At 54.1% G+C, this 22,403-nt stretch carries 18 protein-coding genes; 4 read left to right on the forward strand and 14 right to left on the reverse strand.

The window, feature by feature from the left end:
- Nucleotide 1: 1 nt before the first annotated feature.
- From rffC to trxA, 9 genes are all read right to left on the reverse strand, one after another.
- Nucleotides 2-700 carry a dTDP-4-amino-4,6-dideoxy-D-galactose acyltransferase gene (rffC, locus tag J9880_RS06800; RefSeq protein ID WP_119822795.1) on the reverse strand — a complete coding sequence of 233 codons (699 nt, stop codon included), beginning with the start codon at nucleotides 698-700 and terminating at the stop codon, nucleotides 2-4.
- Nucleotides 678-1,559 carry a glucose-1-phosphate thymidylyltransferase RfbA gene (gene rfbA / locus J9880_RS06805; protein WP_095924184.1) on the reverse strand — a complete coding sequence of 294 codons (882 nt, stop codon included), beginning with the start codon at nucleotides 1,557-1,559 and terminating at the stop codon, nucleotides 678-680. Before rfbA ends, rffC begins: the two co-directional genes overlap by 23 nt.
- A gap of 34 nt (nucleotides 1,560-1,593) precedes the next feature.
- On the reverse strand, nucleotides 1,594-2,667 hold the full coding sequence (rffG, locus tag J9880_RS06810) for a dTDP-glucose 4,6-dehydratase (protein WP_207391109.1): 1,074 nt from the start codon (nucleotides 2,665-2,667) through the stop codon (nucleotides 1,594-1,596).
- Nucleotides 2,658-3,920 carry a UDP-N-acetyl-D-mannosamine dehydrogenase gene (gene wecC / locus J9880_RS06815; RefSeq protein ID WP_095924183.1) on the reverse strand — a complete coding sequence of 421 codons (1,263 nt, stop codon included), beginning with the start codon at nucleotides 3,918-3,920 and terminating at the stop codon, nucleotides 2,658-2,660. Before wecC ends, rffG begins: the two co-directional genes overlap by 10 nt.
- Complete coding sequence (gene wecB / locus J9880_RS06820) at nucleotides 3,917-5,047, reverse strand: non-hydrolyzing UDP-N-acetylglucosamine 2-epimerase (protein ID WP_095924182.1); 1,131 nt, start codon at nucleotides 5,045-5,047, stop codon at nucleotides 3,917-3,919. The genes wecC and wecB overlap by 4 nt, the downstream gene beginning before the upstream one ends.
- Nucleotides 5,044-6,096 (reverse strand): ECA polysaccharide chain length modulation protein, encoded by a 1,053-nt coding sequence (wzzE, locus tag J9880_RS06825; RefSeq protein WP_133824163.1) that lies wholly within the window; start codon nucleotides 6,094-6,096, stop codon nucleotides 5,044-5,046. Before wzzE ends, wecB begins: the two co-directional genes overlap by 4 nt.
- Before the next feature lie 48 nt (nucleotides 6,097-6,144).
- Entirely contained in the window at nucleotides 6,145-7,230 is a 1,086-nt protein-coding gene (wecA, locus tag J9880_RS06830; RefSeq protein ID WP_095924181.1) for a UDP-N-acetylglucosamine--undecaprenyl-phosphate N-acetylglucosaminephosphotransferase, read from the reverse strand.
- A gap of 292 nt (nucleotides 7,231-7,522) precedes the next feature.
- On the reverse strand, nucleotides 7,523-8,782 hold the full coding sequence (gene rho, locus J9880_RS06835) for a transcription termination factor Rho (RefSeq protein WP_013577536.1): 1,260 nt from the start codon (nucleotides 8,780-8,782) through the stop codon (nucleotides 7,523-7,525).
- Between the two features lie 414 nt (nucleotides 8,783-9,196).
- A complete protein-coding gene (gene trxA, locus J9880_RS06840; protein WP_013577537.1) occupies nucleotides 9,197-9,523 on the reverse strand; it encodes a thioredoxin TrxA in 327 nt (108 codons plus the stop codon).
- Between the two features lie 117 nt (nucleotides 9,524-9,640).
- Here trxA and rhlB point away from each other — a divergent pair, with 117 nt between their 5' ends.
- On the forward strand, nucleotides 9,641-10,933 hold the full coding sequence (rhlB, locus tag J9880_RS06845; protein ID WP_119822797.1) for an ATP-dependent RNA helicase RhlB: 1,293 nt from the start codon (nucleotides 9,641-9,643) through the stop codon (nucleotides 10,931-10,933).
- Nucleotides 10,934-10,939: 6 nt separating this feature from the next.
- Entirely contained in the window at nucleotides 10,940-12,430 is a 1,491-nt protein-coding gene (gene gppA / locus J9880_RS06850) for a guanosine-5'-triphosphate,3'-diphosphate diphosphatase (protein WP_131694295.1), read from the forward strand.
- Nucleotides 12,431-12,515: 85 nt separating this feature from the next.
- Here gppA and rep read toward each other — a convergent pair whose 3' ends face one another.
- Complete coding sequence (gene rep, locus J9880_RS06855) at nucleotides 12,516-14,540, reverse strand: DNA helicase Rep (RefSeq protein ID WP_232770249.1); 2,025 nt, start codon at nucleotides 14,538-14,540, stop codon at nucleotides 12,516-12,518.
- A 175-nt stretch (nucleotides 14,541-14,715) separates the two neighbouring features.
- Between rep and ppiC the strand changes: the two genes are divergently transcribed.
- A complete protein-coding gene (ppiC, locus tag J9880_RS06860) occupies nucleotides 14,716-14,997 on the forward strand; it encodes a peptidylprolyl isomerase PpiC (RefSeq protein ID WP_015690589.1) in 282 nt (93 codons plus the stop codon).
- Between the two features lie 270 nt (nucleotides 14,998-15,267).
- On the opposite strand, the gene ilvC is transcribed toward ppiC, so the two are convergent.
- The gene (ilvC, locus tag J9880_RS06865) at nucleotides 15,268-16,743 is read right to left on the reverse strand and encodes a ketol-acid reductoisomerase (protein ID WP_056772344.1); all 1,476 of its coding nucleotides are present in this window, start codon (nucleotides 16,741-16,743) and stop codon (nucleotides 15,268-15,270) included.
- 186 nt (nucleotides 16,744-16,929) lie between these two features.
- On the opposite strand from ilvC, the gene ilvY reads away from it, so the two are divergent.
- On the forward strand, nucleotides 16,930-17,811 hold the full coding sequence (ilvY, locus tag J9880_RS06870; protein WP_095924177.1) for an HTH-type transcriptional activator IlvY: 882 nt from the start codon (nucleotides 16,930-16,932) through the stop codon (nucleotides 17,809-17,811).
- Nucleotides 17,812-17,861: 50 nt separating this feature from the next.
- Here the strand turns inward: ilvY and ilvA are convergent, their stop codons facing one another.
- The 3 genes from ilvA to J9880_RS06885 form a co-directional block, all read right to left on the reverse strand.
- The gene (gene ilvA / locus J9880_RS06875) at nucleotides 17,862-19,406 is read right to left on the reverse strand and encodes a threonine ammonia-lyase, biosynthetic (protein ID WP_095924176.1); all 1,545 of its coding nucleotides are present in this window, start codon (nucleotides 19,404-19,406) and stop codon (nucleotides 17,862-17,864) included.
- Between the two features lie 5 nt (nucleotides 19,407-19,411).
- Nucleotides 19,412-21,262 carry a dihydroxy-acid dehydratase gene (ilvD, locus tag J9880_RS06880; RefSeq protein WP_095925244.1) on the reverse strand — a complete coding sequence of 617 codons (1,851 nt, stop codon included), beginning with the start codon at nucleotides 21,260-21,262 and terminating at the stop codon, nucleotides 19,412-19,414.
- 203 nt (nucleotides 21,263-21,465) lie between these two features.
- The gene (locus J9880_RS06885; RefSeq protein ID WP_095924174.1) at nucleotides 21,466-22,395 is read right to left on the reverse strand and encodes a branched-chain amino acid transaminase; all 930 of its coding nucleotides are present in this window, start codon (nucleotides 22,393-22,395) and stop codon (nucleotides 21,466-21,468) included.
- Nucleotides 22,396-22,403: the final 8 nt, after the last annotated feature.

Consider the following 22,403-nt stretch of genomic DNA (forward strand, 5'->3'; position numbering starts at 1 on the left):
TTCACCTGTACAACCAATATGCCGTGCCGGTGACGGTGCCACCGCTGGCGAGATAAAGATTTAAGGCCGCGAGGTTGCTGGTTTGCGTGGCGACATATAAACGCGACACGCCCTGTTCAGCAGACCATTTTTTCGCAGCCGCCATTAATTTTTTGCCTGCTCCCCGTCCCTGACATTCAGGCCGGACGGCAAGCAGACCAATACGCGCTTCGCCATCGGGCAGCGTTCGCAGCGTCACAAAACCCAGACTGTTGCCCTGCTCATCATCGACCCACAGGCAAAGATGGTCGAACGTGCCTGATACGGCTTTCTCCGCCCACGTCGCATAAAAGCGGCCGCTGTCTTCGGGCTGATACCAGGGCGAGCGAAAACGGCTGAAGCGAAATGCCTGACGGGCAATCGCGGCCACCTCGGGCATATCCTCCGGAACCGCGAGGCGTCCCGCCGGTAGCCCGAGATCGGAAGGCCCGATCCGCACACAAACATCCGTCTCGCCCTCTGCCAGCCGGAAACCCAGCACAGAAAGTGCGTCCAGTGTGTCTGTCTCACCGGCATCCACTTTCGCCTGCACCAGCGCATACTGATCCAGCCTCTGCGGCGTGATTTCCGGCGCAGAAGCATCCGGCGTCAGGCGGGCGCTTTTAAGCTGAAAGAAATCGCTCTCCCAGCCCAGCGGCTCAATATTGCCGTGGACGCGCATGGAGCAAATCCAGTAAATACTGCCCGTAACCCGTTTTTGCCAACGTCCGGGCGGCGCGTTTTACGCCTTCATCGTCTAACCAGCCATTACGCCAGCCAATCTCTTCCAGACAGGCAATTTTGAAGCCCTGACGTTTTTCAACGGTCTGCACGAACGAGCTGGCTTCGATCAGACTGTCATGGGTGCCGGTATCCAGCCAGGCGAAGCCACGGCCCAGTAACTCGACCGACAGTTCGCCGCTTTCAAGGTACATCTGGTTGATGGAGGTAATTTCGAGTTCGCCGCGTGAGGAAGGTTTAACCTGTTTGGCGAAATCCACCACCTGATTGTCATAGAAATACAAACCGGTGACGGCCCATTTGGATTTTGGATGCGCCGGTTTTTCTTCAATAGATAAAGCCCGGAAATCGTCATCGAATTCCACAACGCCAAAACGCTCAGGATCCATCACCTGATAACCAAAGACGGTGGCACCTTTATCACGGGCAGCGACCGAGCGCAGTTTCGGGCTGAAACCCTGTCCAAAGAAGATATTGTCGCCCAGCACCAGACAAGTCGGCTGACCATCAATAAATTCTTCGCCAATCAGAAAAGCTTGTGCCAGGCCATCCGGGCTTGGCTGCTCGGCATACGTCAGCCTGATACCAAATTCTTCCCCATTGCCCAGCAGACGCTGGAAGAAAGGTTTATCTTCCGGCGTAGTGATAATCAGAATATCGCGGATACCTGCCAGCATCAGCACAGATAACGGGTAGTAAATCATCGGCTTGTCATAAATCGGCAACAGCTGTTTCGACATGCCACGCGTGATCGGGTGCAACCGGGTGCCAGAGCCACCGGCCAAAATAATGCCTTTCATCGCTTATCCTCCGTTGAACCTTGCAGAGTAAACATCAGTCCTTCAGACCCAGACGCTCACCACGGTAGCCGCCGTCCTGAACGCGCTGCCACCAGGTTTGATTATTCAGATACCACATCACCGTTTTACGTAAACCCGTTTCGAAGGTTTCTGCCGGTTTCCATCCCAGTTCACGCTCAATTTTGCCTGCATCAATCGCGTAACGGAGGTCGTGCCCCGGCCGGTCTTTAACGAATGTGATTAAATCGCGGTAATGCGCAAGGTGACCGGGCTTCTGCGGCACCAGTTCTTCCAGCAGTTCACAAATGCCCCTGACGACCTCAATATTTTTACGCTCGTTATGACCACCGATATTGTAGGTTTCGCCCACGCCACCTTCCGTCACAACCTGATATAACGCGCGCGCATGATCTTCAACATAAAGCCAGTCGCGGATCTGTCCGCCATCGCCATACACCGGCAGAGGTTTACCGGCTAATGCATTGAGGATCACCAACGGGATCAATTTTTCAGGAAAATGGTACGGGCCGTAATTGTTGGAGCAATTGGTCACCAATGTCGGCAGCCCGTAGGTGCGCAGCCACGCCCTCACCAGATGATCGCTGGCCGCTTTAGACGCAGAGTAAGGGCTGCTTGGTGCATAAGCCGTTGTTTCGGTGAACTGTGCATCGGTTGCTTCCAGATCGCCAAACACTTCATCCGTAGAAATATGGTGGAAACGGAATGCCTGCCGCGCGGGTTCCGGCAGGGTCTGCCAGTACTGACGAGCCGCTTCCAGCAACTGATAAGTGCCCACCACATTCGTTTCGATAAAGGCCGCCGGACCGTCAATAGAGCGGTCGACATGACTTTCAGCCGCCAGATGCATCACGGCATCAGGCTGATGGCGAGAGAAAACAGCATCCAGCGCCGGCCGATCATTAATATCCACCTGTTCAAAGGCATAACGGGGATCGTCTGAGACTTCCGCTAATGAATCGAGGTTTCCGGCGTAAGTCAGTTTATCGACAACGATAACCTTATCCGCTGTGCTCTGAATGATATGTCTGACGACCGCAGAGCCAATAAAGCCTGCTCCGCCGGTGACCAGTATTTTTTTCAACGCCATACCCCTTTGGTATCCACAATCCATGATTGCTCAATGTGATCGGCAGGGATCGCCTTGAACGACTGATGATCGACCAGCATAACCAGCAGATCGGCCTCTTTCAGCGCATCATCAAGCGTATGCAGGGTGACTTTACCGTTCAGGGAGGCTGGCAGTTGCTGAACATTAGGCTCAACGGCCCAGGTTTCCCCGGCGTGCCAGTCCGCAATAAGGTGTGTGACTTCGACTGCCGGGCTTTCGCGCAGGTCATCGATATTCGGTTTAAACGCCAGACCAAAACAGGCGATTTTGATCTCGGCGGCACGTTTGCCGGTTGTCGTGAGGCAATCGGCGAGCGCCGCTTTCACGCGATCCACCACCCAGTGTGGTTTACTGTCATTCACTTCACGCGCGGTGCGGATAATCCGCGCCAGCTCAGGGTTTTGCGCCACAATAAACCACGGATCAACCGCGATGCAGTGACCGCCCACGCCCGGTCCAGGCTGCAAAATGTTCACACGCGGATGACGGTTTGCCAGACGGATCAGCTCCCAGACATTGATTCCCTGCGCATCACAAATCAGTGACAGTTCATTGGCAAAAGCAATGTTGACGTCGCGGAAGCTGTTTTCGGTCAGCTTGCACATTTCAGCAGTACGGGAGTTGGTGATGACACATTCTCCCTTGAGGAAAATGTTGTATAACTCGCTGGCACGTTGCGAACACAGTGGTGTCATGCCGCCGATCACGCGGTCATTTTTAATCAGCTCAACCATCACCTGCCCCGGTAAAACACGCTCCGGGCAATACGCGATATTGACATCAGCCTGTTCGCCAGCCTGTTGCGGGAAGCGCAGATCAGGGCGCGCTTCGGCCAGCCATGCGGCCATTTGCTCCGTTGCGCCGACCGGCGATGTCGATTCCAGAATGATCAGATCGCCTTTCTTAAGCACTGGCGCGACGGAACGCGCTGCGGACTCAACGAATTTCATGTCCGGCAGGTGATCGCCCATAAACGGCGTCGGGACGGCGATCAGAAAAGCATCGGCAGGTTCAGGACGGGTCACTGCATGCAAAAAACCCGCGTCCACGGCCTGCTTCACCAGCAGGTCGAGATCGGGTTCAACGATATGGATCGCGCCACGGTTAATGGTGTCAACCGCGTGCTGGCTGATGTCCACGCCGACCACTTTTTTCTGGCGAGATGCAAAAGCCGCGGCAGTCGGCAGACCGATGTAACCCAGCCCGATGACAGAAATAGTATTAAAACTCATTGTGCTACCCAATGATTTTTCAGTGCGTCAAGAATATGGCGACAGGCATCCCCGTCGCCGTAAGGATTGTGCGCCCGGCTCATGCTGTTGTATTCATCTTCATTGTTCAGCAGTCGGTTGACTTCCTCGACGATTGTCGCGGGATCGGTTCCCACCAGCCGGACAGTTCCCGCATCAACGGCTTCCGGCCGCTCCGTGGTTTCCCGCATGACCAGCACAGGTTTGCCCAGCGAGGGCGCTTCTTCCTGCACCCCGCCGGAATCCGTCAGGATCAGACAGGCTTTATCCATCAGATACACAAACGGCAGGTAATCCTGCGGGTCGATCAGAATAATATTATCAATGCCTTGCAGAATACGGTTTACCGGTTCGCTGACGTTCGGATTGAGATGCACCGGATACACAATCTGTACGTCCGGATGCTGGCGGGCAATTTCTGCCAGCGCCGAGCAAATCCGTTCAAATCCACCGCCAAAGCTTTCGCGACGATGGCCGGTCACTAAAATCAGTTTTTTAGCCGCATCAAGGAAGGGATAGTTTTCAGCCAGTTGCTGCGCCAGTGAAGTGTCATTTTTGACGCGGTCACGCACCCAGAGCAACGCATCAATCACCGTATTCCCGGTGACAAAAATGCCGTCAGCAGAAATGCCTTCCCGCTGTAAATTGGTCCGGGCATTTTCGGTGGGCGCAAAGTGCCACTTTGCCAGATGGCCGGTCAAGACACGGTTGCCCTCTTCCGGCCATGGCGAGGACAGATCGCCGGTACGCAAACCCGCTTCAACGTGCCCGACCGGGATCTGATGATAAAAGGCTGCCAGACTGGCCGATAAGGTCGTTGTCGTATCACCATGCACCAGCACCACGTCGGGTCTGAATTCGTCCAAAACAGGCTTCAGGCCGGTCAGGATCCGGCTGGTGATTTCTGTCAGCCCCTGCCCCGGTTTCATGATATTGAGATCATAATCCGGGGTGATTTCAAAGAGCCTCAAGACCTGATCGAGCATTTCACGGTGTTGTGCCGTGACACACACCCGGGATTCAAAGGCCGCATCCTGCGACAACGCATGCACCAGCGGCGCCATTTTAATGGCCTCCGGACGGGTGCCGAAAATCGTCAACACTTTCACAATGTGTTTCTCTTGTTTTTACGGCGGGTCAGCGCAACGCCTGCACCGGTTAAACCGCCGACAATGCCCCACATGATCATCAGCAAGGCCCGGCGCGGACTGTCGCGTTTCACCGGCTCTTCAGGGGTTCTGAGATAACGGTAAGTCTGGAATTTCGCCGTCAGTGTCGGGCCGACATTCAGTGTCGACAGCATCGCCCGGTTCTGATCGTAATCCAGATCATACCCCGGCCCGGAAGCCTGCAATAATTCTAACCGCGCTTTCAGCATCGGCGTTCCCAGCAGGAACATGTCGGAATCAGGCAGTTCTTCGGCAGGCGTGTCCGTCACGCTTTTAGTGATATTTTGTTGCTGAGCAATCTTCAGCGCCTGCTCAGTGTTGTTCATTGTACGTTTGAAAATAGTCTGCGCGACTTCTTCCTGACGCTTCACCTGCGCTTTCATGGACTGCGTACGCGCCGCCCATGCGCCTTCCAGCTCGTCATATAAATGCTGTGCGGCACGGGCGCTGGCGAAATTCACATACTGGCGCAACAGTTTATTGGCATCTGGGGCGTTTTCAGCGGTCAGTTTGACAATATCATTGGGTACTTTCGCGTCGTCACGGGCGGTGAACTGAATGTCGTTAATCAGCTCATCCAGCAACACTGCATCCGCGCGGGGATCATTTTCCTGACGCTGTTTGTAATACGGGCTCTGCATCCAGAAGTCACGACGGGTATCGTAGGCAGCCAGTTGCATGACAAATTCATTGTACGCCTCCTCAGAGATGGGCGGACGGTTGTTGTCGGACTGCAGCGCATTACGTATATCTAAATTGCGCAGGAACTGTGCCTGAGAGAAATAGGACGACAGGTTATTCACGGTAGGACGATCGGTGATCGCCGTGGAACTCCACTCCTGTTTCATCAGGTAAGTCGACCCAAGCGCCACTAAAGCAAACAGTATTGCCAGACCTGCGATCCAGAATTTCCCTTTCCATAAGGTGCAACACAGGCCACGGATATCAAGTTCATTCTCGATGGTATGTTCGTTCTGGTTTCTTATCATTTCTGGTTTATCCACAGCCAGTTTGCCCCTGCATAAAAGAGAGAAAGATTAACAAACGGTCGAGCGACGAAAGCGTCTTTTTATCCGTTTAATAAACCGCGCAACACGCCAGGCGCGTTTTATGCAAACCCCGTAAAGCAGGAATGCGAAGAAGAACAGGATAAGCATGACCCACTCAGGCACAAAGGAAAGATGCTCACCAATAACACCGATAGCAGCCAGTATCGCCGCTGATAAGGTGATCAAAACAAAGGCCTGACGGGGAGTAAAACCGGCGCGCATGATCAGATGATGAATATGCTGACGATCGGCCGAAAACGGGCTCATGCCCTTACGCAGACGACGGTACATGATAGCAATCATGTCCATCAGGGGGATCGCAATCAGCCAGAGTGCGGTCACCGGATTCATCGGATGTGACTCGCCTTGCGTGCTTTGCAACAGGATCCAGATGACAGTGAAACCTATCAATGTGCTGCCCGCATCCCCCATAAAGACTTTATAACGCGGCCCCAGAATCCCCAGGTTCAGCAAGATATACGGCAAGGTGGCGGCAATCATGGCGAAGCACCACAACGCAAGTTCCATGTGCCCGCTGTCATACATCACGATACCCATCGCGCCAAAACTGACGCAAGACAGGCCGCCAAGCAGGCCATCGATACCATCCACCATATTAAAGGCGTTTATCGCGGCCCAGACAGCAAACAGGGTAAAGAGATAACCAAATGGCCCCAGCAGCATTTCCCACGGGCCGATAATATGCCCGAGATTGCGCAAGGTAAGATTGGCACAACTCATCATCGCAACAGCCACGCCGGCCTGCACCAGAGCACGAATTTTGACACTGATATCGTAGCGGTCATCCAGCGCACCGACAAAGACCAGCAACCCGGCGCACAGCAGATACAGCGAAGAGTGAGGAATGCGGTAATCCGTGATCAAAAAGGTAAAGCAGATCCCTGCGTACACAGAAATGCCGCCGACCAGTGGGATCATCCCCTGGTGACGCTTGCGGTAATTGGGCTTATCGACCAGACCGATGATATTCGCCATCTTCCTGGCGACGAATAAAAACAGGAATGAAAACAGGAAAACGAAGACGAGTTCAGTACTCATATTGAGTAAATTCACAGTTAAGAGATCTCTGCAAAAATAAGGTGCGTGGATTTGAGAGCAAAAAAGTTTTTAACTTCATAGCCTTGCAACACATCCTATGGTGACAGTTATGGTTTTGTCTCAGGCAATACCTTATCTGTTGCCCTATTGCCGGGCAATTTGCCGACACGATAGAGAAAGGGCAATGGAAAAACCATCAGCTATTATCCGAATAACCTGATGATCTCGCCAAAGTAGCGTTATGGTAGCTACCAAAAGCAAAAAACGCCACGACTGTGCGTGGCGTTTGTCTGACTTTTACACCAAATTACGAACGTTTCATCATGTCGAAGAAGTCGTCATTGGTCTTGGTCATAGCAAGCTTGTTGATGAGGAATTCCATCGCATCAATCTCACCCATCGGATGAATAATTTTGCGCAGGATCCACATTTTTTGCAGCTCTTCGGACGTGGTCAACAGCTCTTCCTTACGGGTACCAGAGCGGTTGTAGTCGATGGCAGGGAAGACACGTTTTTCAGCGATTTTACGCGCCAGGTGTAATTCCATGTTGCCGGTACCTTTAAATTCTTCATAGATAACTTCATCCATTTTAGAACCGGTATCGACCAGTGCGGTCGCGATGATGGTCAGGCTGCCGCCCTCTTCCACGTTACGTGCTGCACCGAAGAAACGTTTCGGACGGTGCAAGGCGTTGGCGTCGACACCACCGGTCAGGACTTTACCGGACGCAGGCACCACGGTGTTGTAGGCACGCGCCAGACGGGTAATGGAGTCCAGCAAAATGATCACGTCTTTCTTGTGCTCAACCAGACGTTTCGCCTTCTCGATCACCATTTCGGCGACCTGAACGTGACGGGATGCCGGTTCGTCAAAGGTGGAAGCGATCACTTCACCTTTCACCAGACGCTGCATCTCGGTCACTTCTTCCGGACGTTCGTCGATCAGCAGCACCATCAGTACGCAATCAGGATGGTTGTACGCAATGCTGGTCGCGATATTTTGCAGCAGCATCGTTTTACCGGCTTTCGGCGGAGCCACAATCAGACCACGTTGGCCGCGACCGATTGGGGAGGCCAGATCCAGTACGCGAGCGGTCAAATCTTCTGTTGAACCGTTACCACGTTCCATACGCAGACGTGAATTTGCATGCAGAGGGGTTAAGTTTTCGAACAGGATTTTGCTGCGGGCGTTTTCTGGTTTGTCGTAGTTAACTTCGTTAACTTTCAACAGGGCAAAATAACGTTCACCTTCTTTAGGTGGGCGGATTTTACCGGAAATGGTGTCGCCAGTGCGAAGGTTGAAGCGGCGGATTTGGCTTGGAGATACGTAGATGTCGTCGGGGCCTGCGAGGTAGGAACTGTCTCCGGAGCGGAGGAAACCAAATCCATCCTGCAATATCTCCAGTACGCCATCACCGAAGATGTCTTCTCCGCTTTTCGCATGCTGCTTCAATATTGAAAAGATAATGTCTTGCTTGCGCATGCGGGCCTGGTTTTCCAGTCCCATATTTTCGCCGAGTGCAATCAGGTCAGAGACCGGCGTATTCTTTAATTCGGTAAGATTCATAATGGTGGGTTCTTAAACTCGGGGTATGTCTCGAACATCTGTCGTGAATGGGTATGGCAGGGTCATCCATGCCTGTTTATTGTATGACACTTAAATAACAGCCCGAAAATCCAGCCGCAGGTAGTCGCTCGCGGGCGATTCTTGAGGGGCAGTGCTGATATTGAAGGTGTCTTAAAGCCGATTTTGTTAAAACCGTTAGATGGTCAAGCACAGTGCCAGTTCAATTTAATTATTATTCAAAGAAACTATCAGGCAGATGTTTTTGACACAACAGAGTAAAACGTAAGAATCAAACTACAGGTAAGCTCTATTTGCAGTAAGTCTAAACTTAGCATGCTTCTTGACAGGCGTCTAGCGGACAATGTGAAAAACACGGCAGCCCGCTAAACACCTGGCTTTGGTCATCCCGACCGATTACAGATTAGCTGTTAAGAACTCTTTCAGCTGACCTTTCGACAGTGCGCCAACTTTAGTTGCTGCGACTTCGCCGCCTTTAAATAACAGCAGGGTAGGAATACCACGGATGCCGTATTTAGGTGCAGTACCTGGGTTTTCATCGATATTCAGTTTTGCGATGGTCAGCTTGCCTTCGAACTCAGTGGCAATTTCATCCAGAATCGGAGCGATCATTTTACATGGACCGCACCACTCTGCCCAGAAATCGACCAGCACCAGCCCTTCGGCTTTCAATACGTCGTTGTCGAAACTGTCATCGGTCAGGTGAATAATTTTATCGCTCATGTTTACTCCAAAGGATTATCTTTACCTTGTTGATGTAGCATTAACCAACATTAGGTTGACTTTATTTCACCGGATACGCTTTCGTAAAGCAATAGTTAGCTGATATTCTACCACACTATGAGCAAAACACACTTGACCGAACAGAAGTTTTCCGACTTCGCCCTGCACCCGCTGGCAGTAGAAGCCCTTGAAAAGAAAGGCTTCCATTACTGCACTCCTATTCAGGCATTGGCATTGCCAATCACGCTCGCTGGGCGTGATGTTGCAGGTCAGGCGCAAACCGGTACCGGCAAGACGCTGGCTTTTCTAGCGTCTACTTTCCATTATCTGCTTTCTCACCCTGCTGCGGAAGGTCGTAAGACTAACCAGCCGCGTGCCTTGATCATGGCACCTACCCGCGAACTTGCGGTGCAGATCCATTCCGACGCCGAAGCATTATCTGAGTCAACCGGACTGAAATTAGGTCTGGCCTATGGCGGCGACGGTTACGACAAACAGCTTAAAGTGCTGGAAAGCGGCGTGGACATCCTGATCGGAACCACTGGCCGTTTAATCGATTACACCAAACAGAACCACATCGACCTGGGCGCGATTCAGGTGGTGGTGCTGGATGAAGCAGACCGTATGTTCGATCTGGGCTTCATCAAAGATATCCGCTGGTTGTTCCGCCGGATGCCACCTGCTAATCAACGCCTGAACATGCTGTTCTCAGCAACGCTTTCCTATCGTGTGAAAGAGCTGGCGTTTGAAAACATGAATAATGCCGAATCGATCGAAATCGAACCGGAACAAAAAACCGGTCACCGTATTCAGGAAGAGCTGTTCTACCCTTCAAATGAAGAAAAAATGCGCCTGCTGCAGACGCTGATTGAAGAAGAATGGCCAGATCGCTGCATTATTTTCGCCAATACCAAACACCGCTGTGAAGACGTCTGGGGCCATCTGGCTGCCGATGGTCATCGCGTTGGCTTGCTGACCGGCGATGTCCCACAGAAAAAACGCCTGCGCGTTCTGGAAGACTTCACCAAAGGCACGCTGGACATTCTGGTCGCGACTGACGTTGCTGCCCGTGGCTTGCACATTCCTGCCGTGACGCACGTCTTTAACTACGACTTGCCTGACGACTGTGAAGATTACGTTCACCGTATTGGCCGTACTGGCCGCGCGGGTCTGAGTGGCCATTCCATCAGCCTGGCTTGTGAAGAATATGCCCTGAATCTGCCGGCGATTGAAACTTACACCGGTCACAGCATTCCGGTCAGTAAATACAACAGCGATGCGCTGTTAACTGATTTGCCTCCTGCAAAACGTCTTGCCCGCACGCGCACCGGTAACGGCCCGCGTCGCAACAGCAATTCGTCTTCACGTCGCAGCAGTGCACCACGTAGCAACCGTAAACGTCCGGGCTGATAACCTATGCTAAGTTCCACCTCACTGTATGCAGCGATTGATCTGGGTTCTAACAGCTTTCACATGCTGGTGGTGCGTGAGGTGGCAGGCAGTATCCAGACCCTCGCCAGAATTAAGCGCAAAGTGCGTCTGGCAGCCGGTCTGGATAAACATAACCTGCTTTCTCAGGAAGCGATGCAACGGGGCTGGCAATGCCTGAAGCTGTTTTCTGAAAGATTGCAGGATATCCCGCGCGATCAGATCCGCGTCGTTGCCACCGCAACGTTGCGACTGGCCAGCAATGCCGACGAGTTTCTGGGCAAAGCGCAGGAAATCCTCGGCTGTCCGATTCAGGTCATTACCGGCGAAGAAGAAGCACGTCTGATTTATCACGGCGTTGCCCACACAACGGGTGGCCCGGATAAACGTCTGGTCGTCGATATTGGCGGCGGCAGCACCGAGCTGGTGACCGGCGTCGGCGCACAAGCCACCACGCTTTTCAGTCTGTCGATGGGCTGCGTCACCTGGCTGGAACGTTATTTTGCCGACCGCAATCTGGCAAAAGAAAACTTCGATCAGGCCGAGCAGGCGGCAATCGATATGATCCTGCCTGTGGCACCGGAGCTGATTGCCAATGGCTGGCAGATTTGTGTCGGCGCTTCCGGAACCGTGCAGGCCTTGCAGGAAATCATGGTCGCGCAGGGTATGGACGAACGCATCACGCTGCCTAAACTTCAGCAACTCAAACAGCGCGCCATCCAGTGCGGCAAGCTGGAAGAGCTGGAGATTGAAGGACTTACCCTCGAACGTGCGCTGGTTTTCCCGAGCGGACTCTCTATTCTGATCGCCATTTTCAAAACGCTGAACATCGAAATGATGACACTGGCGGGCGGCGCGCTGCGCGAAGGTCTGGTTTACGGCATGCTGCATTTGCCTATCGAACAGGACATCCGCCAGCGTACGCTGCGTAATCTGCAACGCCGCTACCTGCTGGATAACGAGCAGGCCGAGCGCGTGGCACAGCTCGCCGAGAACTTTTCTTTGCAGGTGGCGCAGGAATGGAAGCTGGATGCGCGGGCACGCGAACTGCTTAACAGCGCCTGCCTGATCCACGAAATTGGGCTGAGTGTCGATTTTAAGAAAGCGCCCCATCACGCAGCTTATCTGATCCGTCATCTGGATTTACCGGGTTTCACACCGGCACAGAAAAAACTGCTGGCGACGCTTTTGCAAAACCAGAACAACACCCTGGACATCCCGTTGCTCAATGAGCAAAACGCCGTGCCACCGCGTCAGGCACAGCGTCTTTGTCGCATTCTGCGACTGGCGATTATCTTTGCCAGCCGCCGTCGCGACGACACATTGCCTGCGGTGCGTTTGCGCGCCAATGATGATGAACTGAGCGTGATTGTGCCGCAGGGCTGGCTGGAACAGCATCCGCTGCGCGCAGAAGAATTAGAGCAGGAAAGTCACTGGCAGAGTTATGTCCACTGGCCGCTGTTTGTCGAAGAACAGTAACGCGTTGGTCTGAAAATCATAAAAAAAGCAGAGGACTGAGTGATCAGCCTCTGCTTTTTTATAGCTCATGTTCAGTGGCTTTTGGCTAATTGCCGCCCCTGGCTTTTGCCAGTTGCTCGCGGATTTTCTCCAGATGGCTTTGGCCTTTCACCATGCGTTCTTCGGCGCTGACCACTTTCCGTTCGCTTTCCCAGGCCAGATCGTCCTGAGGCAATTCCAGCAGAAACCGGCTCGGTTCGGGGCGGATCAGTTCACCGTACTGACGACGCTCGCGGCAAAGAGTAAATGTCAGCTCTTTCTGTGCACGGGTAATGCCCACATACGCCAGACGTCGCTCTTCATCCACGTTGTCTTCATCGATGCTGCTCTGATGCGGCAACAGACCTTCTTCCATGCCAACCAGATACACATAAGGGAATTCCAGCCCCTTGGAGGCGTGCAGGGTCATCAGCTGAACCTGATCCAACTCTTCGTCGTTCTCGCCGCGCTCCATCATGTCGCGCAACGTAAAGCGCGTGACCACCTGAGTGAGCGTCATCGGCTCATCCAGATCGGTGCCTTCCAGCATTTCCGTCATCCAGCTGAACAGCTGATTGACGTTTTTCATGCGCATCTCTGCCGCTTTCGGGCTGGGCGAGGTTTCGAATAACCAGCTTTCGTAGTCGATACCGTGGATCAAATCCCGCACTGCGGCGACAGGCTCGCGTTCGGCCAGCTCAGAAACAGCCCCCATCCAGTGCGTGAAGCGTTGCAGGGATTCCAGTCCGCGCCCGGTCAGATACTGCCCCAGCCCCATATCAAAACTGGCTTTGAACAGCCCTTTGTTGCGCTGATTCGCCCACTCGCCCAGCTTTTGTAACGTGGCCGCCCCGATTTCACGACGCGGCGTATTCACGATGCGCAGGAAGGCGCTGTCATCATCCGGGTTAGTCAGCACACGCAGATAAGCCAGCAGGTCTTTGATTTCCGGACGTGAGAAGAACGAGGTGCCGCCGGAAATGCGGTACGGGATGCGGTTCTGCATCAGCATTTTTTCAAACAGGCGGGACTGGTGGTTACCGCGATATAAAATCGCATAATCGCCATACGCGGTTTTATTGATGAAGTGATGGGCAATCAGTTCACCGACCACACGTTCAGCTTCGTGATCATCATTGTTGGCCGTCACCACTTTCAGCGTTTCACCATATCCCAGTTCAGAGAAAAGACGCTTCTCGAACACGTGCGGGTTATTGGCGATCAGAATATTGGCCGCTTTCAGAATACGCTGCGAGGAACGGTAATTCTGTTCAAGCTTGATGACCTGCAACTGCGGAAAATCTTCTTTCAGCAGCACCAGGTTTTGCGGCCGCGCCCCGCGCCATGAATAAATAGACTGGTCATCGTCCCCCACCACGGTAAAACGCGCGCGGTTGCCCACCAGCAGTTTCACCATCATGTACTGGCTGGTGTTGGTGTCCTGATATTCATCCACCAGCAGATAGCGCAACTTGTTCTGCCAGCGTTCGCGCACTTCTTCATTGCTTTGCAGCAACAGCGTCGGCAACAGGATCAGGTCATCGAAATCGAGAATATTACAGGCGCGCATATGGTCGTGATAAAGGCTGTAGCAGTGCGCGAAGATTTGATCGCGTTCTGATCGCGCCAGACCGGCAGCATGGGAAGGATCAACCAGATCGTTTTTCCAGTTTGAGATCGTCGACACTAACTGCTGCAACAATGTCTTATCGTTCTCGAGCCATTTTTCGCTCAGCTCTTTCAGCAGCGCCAGCTGGTCCTGATCATCGAATAAGGAAAAATTGGATTTCATCCCCAGCGCGGCAAATTCACGTTTGATGATTTCCAGCCCAAGCGTATGAAATGTGGCGATCAGCAAGCCCCGTGCTTCTTTGCGGCCCAGGGTTTGCGCGACACGCTCTTTCATTTCGCGCGCGGCTTTATTGGTAAAAGTTACCGCCGCGATGTGGCGTGCCTGATAGCCACATTCACGGATCAGGTGTGCGATTTTATTGGTAATTACCCTGGTTTTGCCGGAGCCAGCCCCCGCCAGAACCAGGCAGGGTCCGGTGACGAATTCGACGGCGTTTTGTTGGCTGGGGTTTAATCGCATGGCGTATTTTTGCTCACCTGATGGACAAGGACGGCGATTGTAGCAGAAACGTCGGCTGAGATTGACTGGCTTTACAGCGCAATTTCTTATCCCGGAACGCAGGCCGGATTCCCCCCGCGCCGTTTCAGATGTTACATTACGCGTCTGGAAACACTCTCGCAAAAAAGGTCTTATCATGGCAAAAACTGCCGCAGCAATGCACATCCTGGTAAAGGAAGAAGCACAGGCGCTTGATCTTCTGGAACAACTGAAGAACGGTGGCGATTTTGAGAAACTGGCTAAGAAGCATTCTACCTGCCCGTCAGGTAAGAAAGGCGGCCATTTAGGTGAATTCAAGCAAGGCGCAATGGTGCCGGCTTTCGATAAAGTGGTTTTCTCAGCACCACTGATCGAGCCACAAGGCCCGCTGCACACTCAGTTCGGTTACCACATCATTAAGATTTTGTACCGCAACTAAGTTCTGCTTCAGCCAGAACCAAAAGAAAGGGCACCGCATTTTCATGCAGTGCCCTTTTTATTTATCTTCCGAAAACCCTAAATAATTCGAGTTGCAGGAAGGTGGCAAGTGAATGACAAATCGGTCGGGAACCGATTTGAACAGCGCTCGCGCTGGCCCGCAGGGTGAGCCTCAGGGACGAGGCTCATTAATCCCGATGAGCTTACTCAAGTAAGTGATTCGGGTGACCGAACGCAGCCAACGCATCTGTAACTTGAAGTATGAAGGGGATCAGCTTGCGACGGCGATACGCTTCATATCGGTCATATAGCCACGCAGAGTGCGGCCGATTGACTCGATTGGATGATTGCGGATCGCTTCGTTAACGTCGCGCAGTTGCGCGTTATCAACCTGCGTTTCAGCCACTGATTTGCCCAGATCGCCTGCCTGCAGCGTGGTCATGAACTCTTTCAGCAACGGTACGGCAGCGTTAGCGAACAGGTAGTTACCGTATTCAGCGGTATCAGAGATAACCACGTTCATTTCGTACAGACGCTTACGTGCAACGGTGTTGGCGATCAGCGGCAGTTCGTGCAGTGATTCGTAGTAAGCCGATTCTTCGATGATGCCGGACGCCACCATGGTTTCGAAGGCCAGTTCAACGCCCGCTTTCACCATCGCAATCATCACAACGCCGTGGTCGAAGTATTCCTGCTCGGAAATTTTACCGTCGAACTGTGGTGCGTTTTCGAACGCGGTTGCGCCCGTTTCTTCACGCCAGGTCAGCAGGTTTTTGTCGTCGTTCGCCCAGTCAGCCATCATGCCGCTGGAGAATTCGCCGGAGATGATGTCGTCCATGTGTTTCTGGAACAGTGGCGCCATGATCTCTTTCAGTTGTTCGGACAGCGCATAAGCACGCAGTTTCGCCGGGTTGGACAGACGATCCATCATCAGCGTGATGCCGCCTTGTTTCAGCGCTTCGGTGATGGTTTCCCAGCCGAATTGCAGCAGTTTTTCTGCGTAGGCTTCATCAACGCCGTCAGCAACCAGTTTGTCGAAGCACAGCAGAGAACCGGCCTGCAACATACCGCACAGGATAGTCTGCTCGCCCATCAGGTCAGATTTTACTTCAGCCACGAAGGAAGACTGCAGAACGCCCGCACGGTGACCGCCGGTGGCTGCTGCCCAGGCTTTGGCAATCGCCATGCCTTCGCCTTTCGGGTCGTTTTCCGGGTGAACCGCGATCAGTGTAGGTACACCGAAACCACGTTTGTATTCTTCACGTACTTCGGTGCCCGGACATTTCGGGGCAACCATCACTACGGTGATGTCTTTACGGATTTGCTCGCCCACTTCAACGATGTTGAAGCCGTGGGAATAACCCAGGGTTGCGCCGTCTTTCATCAGAGGCTGAACCGCTTTTACCACCGCGCTGTGCTGTTTGTCTGGCGTCAGGTTAACCACCAGATCAGCCTGCGGGATCAGTTCTTCGTAGGTGCCGACTTTAAAGCCGTTTTCGGTCGCTTTACGCCATGAAGCACGCTTCTCAGCAATCGCTTCTGCACGCAGGGTGTAGGACACATCCAGACCGGAATCACGCATGTTCAGACCCTGGTTCAGGCCCTGTGCGCCACAGCCTACAATCACCACTTTTTTACCTTTGAGGTAGCTGGCTTCGTCCGCGAATTCATCGCGACCCATGAAGCGGCATTTGCCCAGTTGTGCCAGCTGCTGACGCAGGTTCAGTGTGTTGAAATAGTTAGCCATGTCTTGCTCCGTTCTATCGAGGTAAGTGCTGTTATTTTTTGTTTCACCGGTGAGCCGGTGAACGCCGTGAATTCACTATATGTCATGCGACACATTGCTTAAATTGATATATTACGAAGATGACGTTGCAGATTCTGCAATATACTTCGTTTGCTTCCTGTGAAACTCAAAAGCTGGATAGCCGTTATGGACTTACGTGATCTGAAACTGTTTTTACATCTGGCGGAAAGCCGCCATTTTGGCCGTTCGTCGAAGGCGATGCATGTCAGCCCGTCCACGTTGTCGCGCCAGATCCAGCGGCTTGAAGAAGAACTCGGCCAGCCGTTGTTTCAGCGTGATAACCGCACGGTGCAGCTGACCAGTGCGGGCGAACAACTCAAAAATTTTGCCCAGCAGACACTGCTGCATTATCAGCAACTGCGCAGCGGGCTGGACCAGCACGGGCCGACGCTGAGCGGCGAACTGCATCTGTTCTGTTCGGTGACCGCCGCCTACAGCCATTTGCCGCCGATCCTTGACCGTTTCCGCGCGCAACATCCGCTGGTCGAAATTAAACTGACCACCGGCGACGCCGCCGATGCGGTGGAGAAAGTCCAGTCCACCGAAGCGGATCTGGCGATCGCCGGTCGTCCGGAAAGTCTGCCGGGCAGCGTCGATTTCACACAGATCGGCGAAATCCCGATGATCCTGATTTCCCCTTCCCTGCCTTGCGCTGTCCGTACGCAGGTCAGCGAGCCGCATCCGGACTGGTCGCAGATTCCGTTTATCCTGCCGGAACACGGTCCCGCACGAAAACGCATCGACGTCTGGTTCAAACGTAACCGCCTGAGCAATCCGCTGATTTACGCCACGGTGTCCGGCCATGAAGCCATTGTGTCGATGGTCGCGCTGGGTTGCGGCATCGCGCTGATCCCCTCCGTGGTGGTGGATAACAGCCCGGAACCGGTGCGCAACCGTATTTCTGTTCTGGATAACGTCACGCTCGGCGCGCCGCTGGAGCTGGGCGTCTGCGTGCAGAAAAAACGTCTGAACGAGCCGCTGATCGACGCGTTCTGGCAGTTACTCTGAGTTTTCAGGCAATAAAAAACGGGACGCTTTTCAGGGTCCCGTTTGTCTTATCAGCCCGCCAGGAAGAAGCGGAACGCCGGATTATCACTTTCGTTGTGACAGTCATAGCCCAGCGCCGACAGGTTCTGTTCGAACTCCGGCTCTTCTTCGTTCAGCTCAAACGCCGCCAGCACGCGACCAAAATCGGTGCCGTGGCTGCGGTAATGGAACAGCGAAATATTCCAGTGCGTGCCCAGCGTGTGCAGGAATTTCAGCAATGCGCCCGGCGATTCCGGGAATTCAAAGCTGTAAAGCCGCTCGTGCAGAGGCTTAGTCGGACGCCCGCCCACCATGTAACGCACATGAAGTTTTGCCATTTCATCGTCGGACAAATCCACAACCTGATAACCGTCATGGTTCAGTTCAGCGATGATTTCCTGACGCTCGGCATGCCCGCGCGTCAGACGCACGCCGACAAATATGCAGGCGTTGTCCGCATCGGCATAACGGTAGTTAAACTCCGTCACCGAACGGCCGCCCAGCAGCTGACAGAATTTCAGGAAGCTGCCTTTACGCTCAGGAATGGTCACCGCCAGCAGTGCTTCGCGTTGCTCGCCCAGCTCGCAGCGTTCTGACACATAACGCAGGCCGTGGAAATTCACGTTCGCGCCGGAAAGCACATGCGCCAGACGTTCGCCCTGGATGTTGTGCTGCTGCACGTATTTTTTCAGCCCCGCCAGCGCCAGCGCACCGGAAGGCTCAGCAATTGCGCGCACATCCTCGAACAAATCTTTCACTGCCGCACAAATGGAATCGCTGTCGACGGTGATCACATCATCCAGATATTCACGGCACAGACGGAAGGTTTCGTTGCCGATACGTTTCACCGCCACGCCTTCGGCAAACAACCCGACACGCGCCAGATCCACCGGTTCACCGGCGTCCATTGCCGCGCGCAGGCAGGCAGAATCTTCGGCTTCGACACCGATCACCTGAATCTGCGGCATCAGCTGTTTGATCAGCACCGCCACACCGGCAGCCAGACCGCCGCCACCGACAGGCACGAAAACGCGATCGAGATGCGCATCCTGTTGCAGCAGTTCCATCGCCAGCGTGCCCTGTCCGGCGATCACCGCCGGATGGTCGAACGGGGGCACAAACGTCATGCCCTGTTCCTGCGACAACGTGATCGCTTTGGCTTTCGCCTCATCGAAATTCGCGCCATGCAGTAAAACTTCGCCGCCAAAATTACGCACCGCATCGACTTTGATATCGGCTGTCGCCACCGGCATCACAATCAGCGATTTGATGCCTTTTTTGGTGGCCGACAATGCGACGCCCTGCGCGTGGTTGCCCGCTGACGCCGTGACGACGCCGCGTGCGGCCTCGTCTTCGGTCAGGCTGGCGATCATCGAATACGCCCCGCGCAGTTTAAAACTGTGGACAGCCTGGCGGTCCTCCCTTTTCACCAGAATGGTGTTACCCAGCCGGGAAGAGATCTTTTCCATGACCTGCAAAGGCGTCACCTGAGCGACTTCATAAACCGGCGCACGCAGCACGGCACGCAGATATTCTGCGCCGCACGGCTGGTCGGGTAGAGGTTGTGATACCGCCATGTCTGTCAGCCTCCCAGCTTAGACTTGTCGCGTACTGCGCCTTTGTCCGCGCTGGTTGCCAGCAATGCGTAAGCACGCAGCGCAAGGGAGACCACACGTTCGCGATTTTTCGGCGTCCAGGCTTTATCACCACGCGCCAGTTCGGCTTCGTGACGCGCTGCCAGTTCCGCCGCAGGCACGTCCAGCACCATGCTGCGGTTTGGAATGTCGATGTCGATGATGTCGCCATCCTGCACCAGCGCAATCAGGCCGCCGCTGCCCGCTTCCGGAGAAACGTGGCCGATGGACAGACCGGAGGTACCGCCGGAGAAACGGCCATCGGTGATCAGCGCACACTCTTTGCCCAGCCCCATGGATTTCAGATAGGTGGTCGGATAGAGCATTTCCTGCATGCCCGGCCCGCCTTTCGGCCCTTCGTAGCGGATCACCACGACATCGCCGGAAACCACTTTGCCGCCGAGAATCGCTTCAACCGCGCTGTCCTGGCTTTCGTACACTTTGGCCGGACCACGGAACGTCAGGTTGGATTCATCCACGCCGGCAGTTTTAACGATACTGCCCGCTTCGGCGATGTTGCCGTAAAGCACGGCCAGACCGCCGTCTTTGCTGAACGCATGTTCCAGAGAACGGATACAGCCTTCGGCGCGGTCATCATCGAGCGTGTCCCAGCGGCAATCTTGTGAAAACGCCTGGGTGGTACGGATACCCGCCGGACCGGCGCGGAACATTTTTTTCACCGCTTCGTCTTTGGTCAGCATGATGTCGTACTGATCCAGCGTCTGGTTCAGGGTCAGGCCGAGAATGTTTTTCACGTCGCGGTTCAGGAGATTCGCGCGATCCAGTTCGCCCAAAATGGCCAGAACGCCACCGGCACGGTGCACGTCTTCCATGTGATATTTCTGGGTGCTTGGCGCGACTTTACACAGGTGTGGCACTTTGCGGGACAGACGGTCGATGTCGGTCATGTCGAAGTCGATTTCGCCTTCCTGCGCGGCAGCCAGCAGGTGCAGAACGGTGTTAGTCGAGCCGCCCATCGCGATATCCAGGATCATGGCGTTTTCGAATGCGGCTTTGCTGGCGATGTTGCGCGGCAATGCGCTTTCATCGTCTTTTTCGTAATAACGTTTGGTCAGCTCAACGATACGGCGACCGGCATTGAGGAACAGGTCGCGGCGGTCGGCGTGGGTTGCCAGCAATGAACCGTTGCCCGGCTGAGACAAACCCAGCGCTTCGGTCAGACAGTTCATGGAGTTGGCGGTAAACATACCGGAACAGGAACCGCAGGTCGGACAGGCAGAACGCTCGATTTGTTCGCTGTCGGCATCGCTGACGTTCGGGTTTGCGCCCTGAATCATCGCATCGACCAGGTCGAGTTTGATGATTTTGTCAGACAGTTTGGTTTTACCGGCTTCCATCGGGCCGCCGGACACGAAGATCACCGGAATATTCAGGCGCAGTGACGCCATCAGCATTCCCGGGGTGATCTTGTCGCAGTTGGAGATACACACCATGGCGTCTGCGCAGTGCGCGTTCACCATGTATTCCACGGAGTCTGCGATCAGCTCGCGAGAAGGCAGTGAATACAGCATGCCGCCATGACCCATGGCGATCCCGTCATCCACGGCGATGGTGTTGAATTCTTTCGCCACGCCGCCAGACGCTTCGATTTGTTCGGCAACCAGCTTACCCAGATCGCGCAGATGCACGTGACCCGGCACGAACTGGGTAAATGAGTTAACGACAGCAATAATAGGCTTACCGAAATCGTTATCGGTCATGCCGGTGGCGCGCCATAATGCGCGGGCGCCAGCCATGTTACGGCCGTGCGTCGTGGTGTGGGAACGGTACTTAGGCATGCTCTGTTCACTCCAAATCATTTCTGTTTAGCAGGCAGCGATATCGCTACCTGCTGAATGTCTAATTTATCCTCATCATTACCCTAAATCATTCGGGTTGCAGCAAGGCGGCAACTGAATGAATCCCCGGGAGCTTACTCAGGTAAGTGACCGGGGTGAATAAAGGCAGCCAACGCAGAAGCAGCCTGAAGGATGACGGGTAATTATTGTGGGTTGATTGGATCCAGCCAACCCCATTTATCTTCGGTTTTGCCGGTGAACAGGCCGAAGAAAGCATCCTGAATTTGTTTGGTGACCGGGCCACGCTTGCCAATGCCGACCTGAATGCCGTCGACGCTGCGAACTGGTGTGATTTCTGCGGCAGTACCGGACATGAAGACTTCGTCGGCCAGATACAGGGATTCGCGGGACAGAACTTGTTCGCGCACTTCCAGACCCATGTCTTTCGCCAGTTTAATAATAGCGTCACGGGTGATACCTGGCAGGGCTGAAGAGGTAAATGGCGGCGTAAACAGAATGCCCTCTTTCACTTCAAACAGGTTTTCGCCTGCGCCTTCAGACACATAACCGTGAACGTCCAGCGCGATACCTTCCTGATAACCGTGACGGCGCGCTTCGCTGCCGACCAGCAATGAGGAAAGGTAGTTACCCCCGGCTTTCGCGGCCGTTGGAATGGTGTTGGCGGCAACGCGGTTCCAGGAAGACACCATCGCGTCGATGCCCTGTTCCAGCGCTTCTTCACCCAGATACGCGCCCCACGGGAAGGCGGCGATGATCACATCAGTTTTGTAGCCATCCGGCGGGTTAACGCCCATACCCACATCGCCGACAAACACCAGCGGACGAATATACGCGCTGACCAGATTGTTTTTGCGCAGCGTCTCGCGGCAAGCTTCCATCAGCTCATCCACGCTCTGAGAAACCGGCATACGGTAGATTTTTGCGGAATCGCGCAGACGCTGCATGTGTTCACGGTGACGGAATACGACCGGGCCTTTGTGGGAGTCGTAGCAGCGCACGCCTTCGAATACGGAAGTGCCGTAATGCAATGCGTGTGACATGACGTGGACTTTCGCTTCTGCCCACGGAACCATCTCGCCATTGAACCAAATGTAATCAGCTTTCTTCGTCATTCTCTCGT

This window comes from Rahnella victoriana (assembly GCF_021276285.1).
GTDB classification, from domain to species: domain Bacteria; phylum Pseudomonadota; class Gammaproteobacteria; order Enterobacterales; family Enterobacteriaceae; genus Rahnella; species Rahnella victoriana.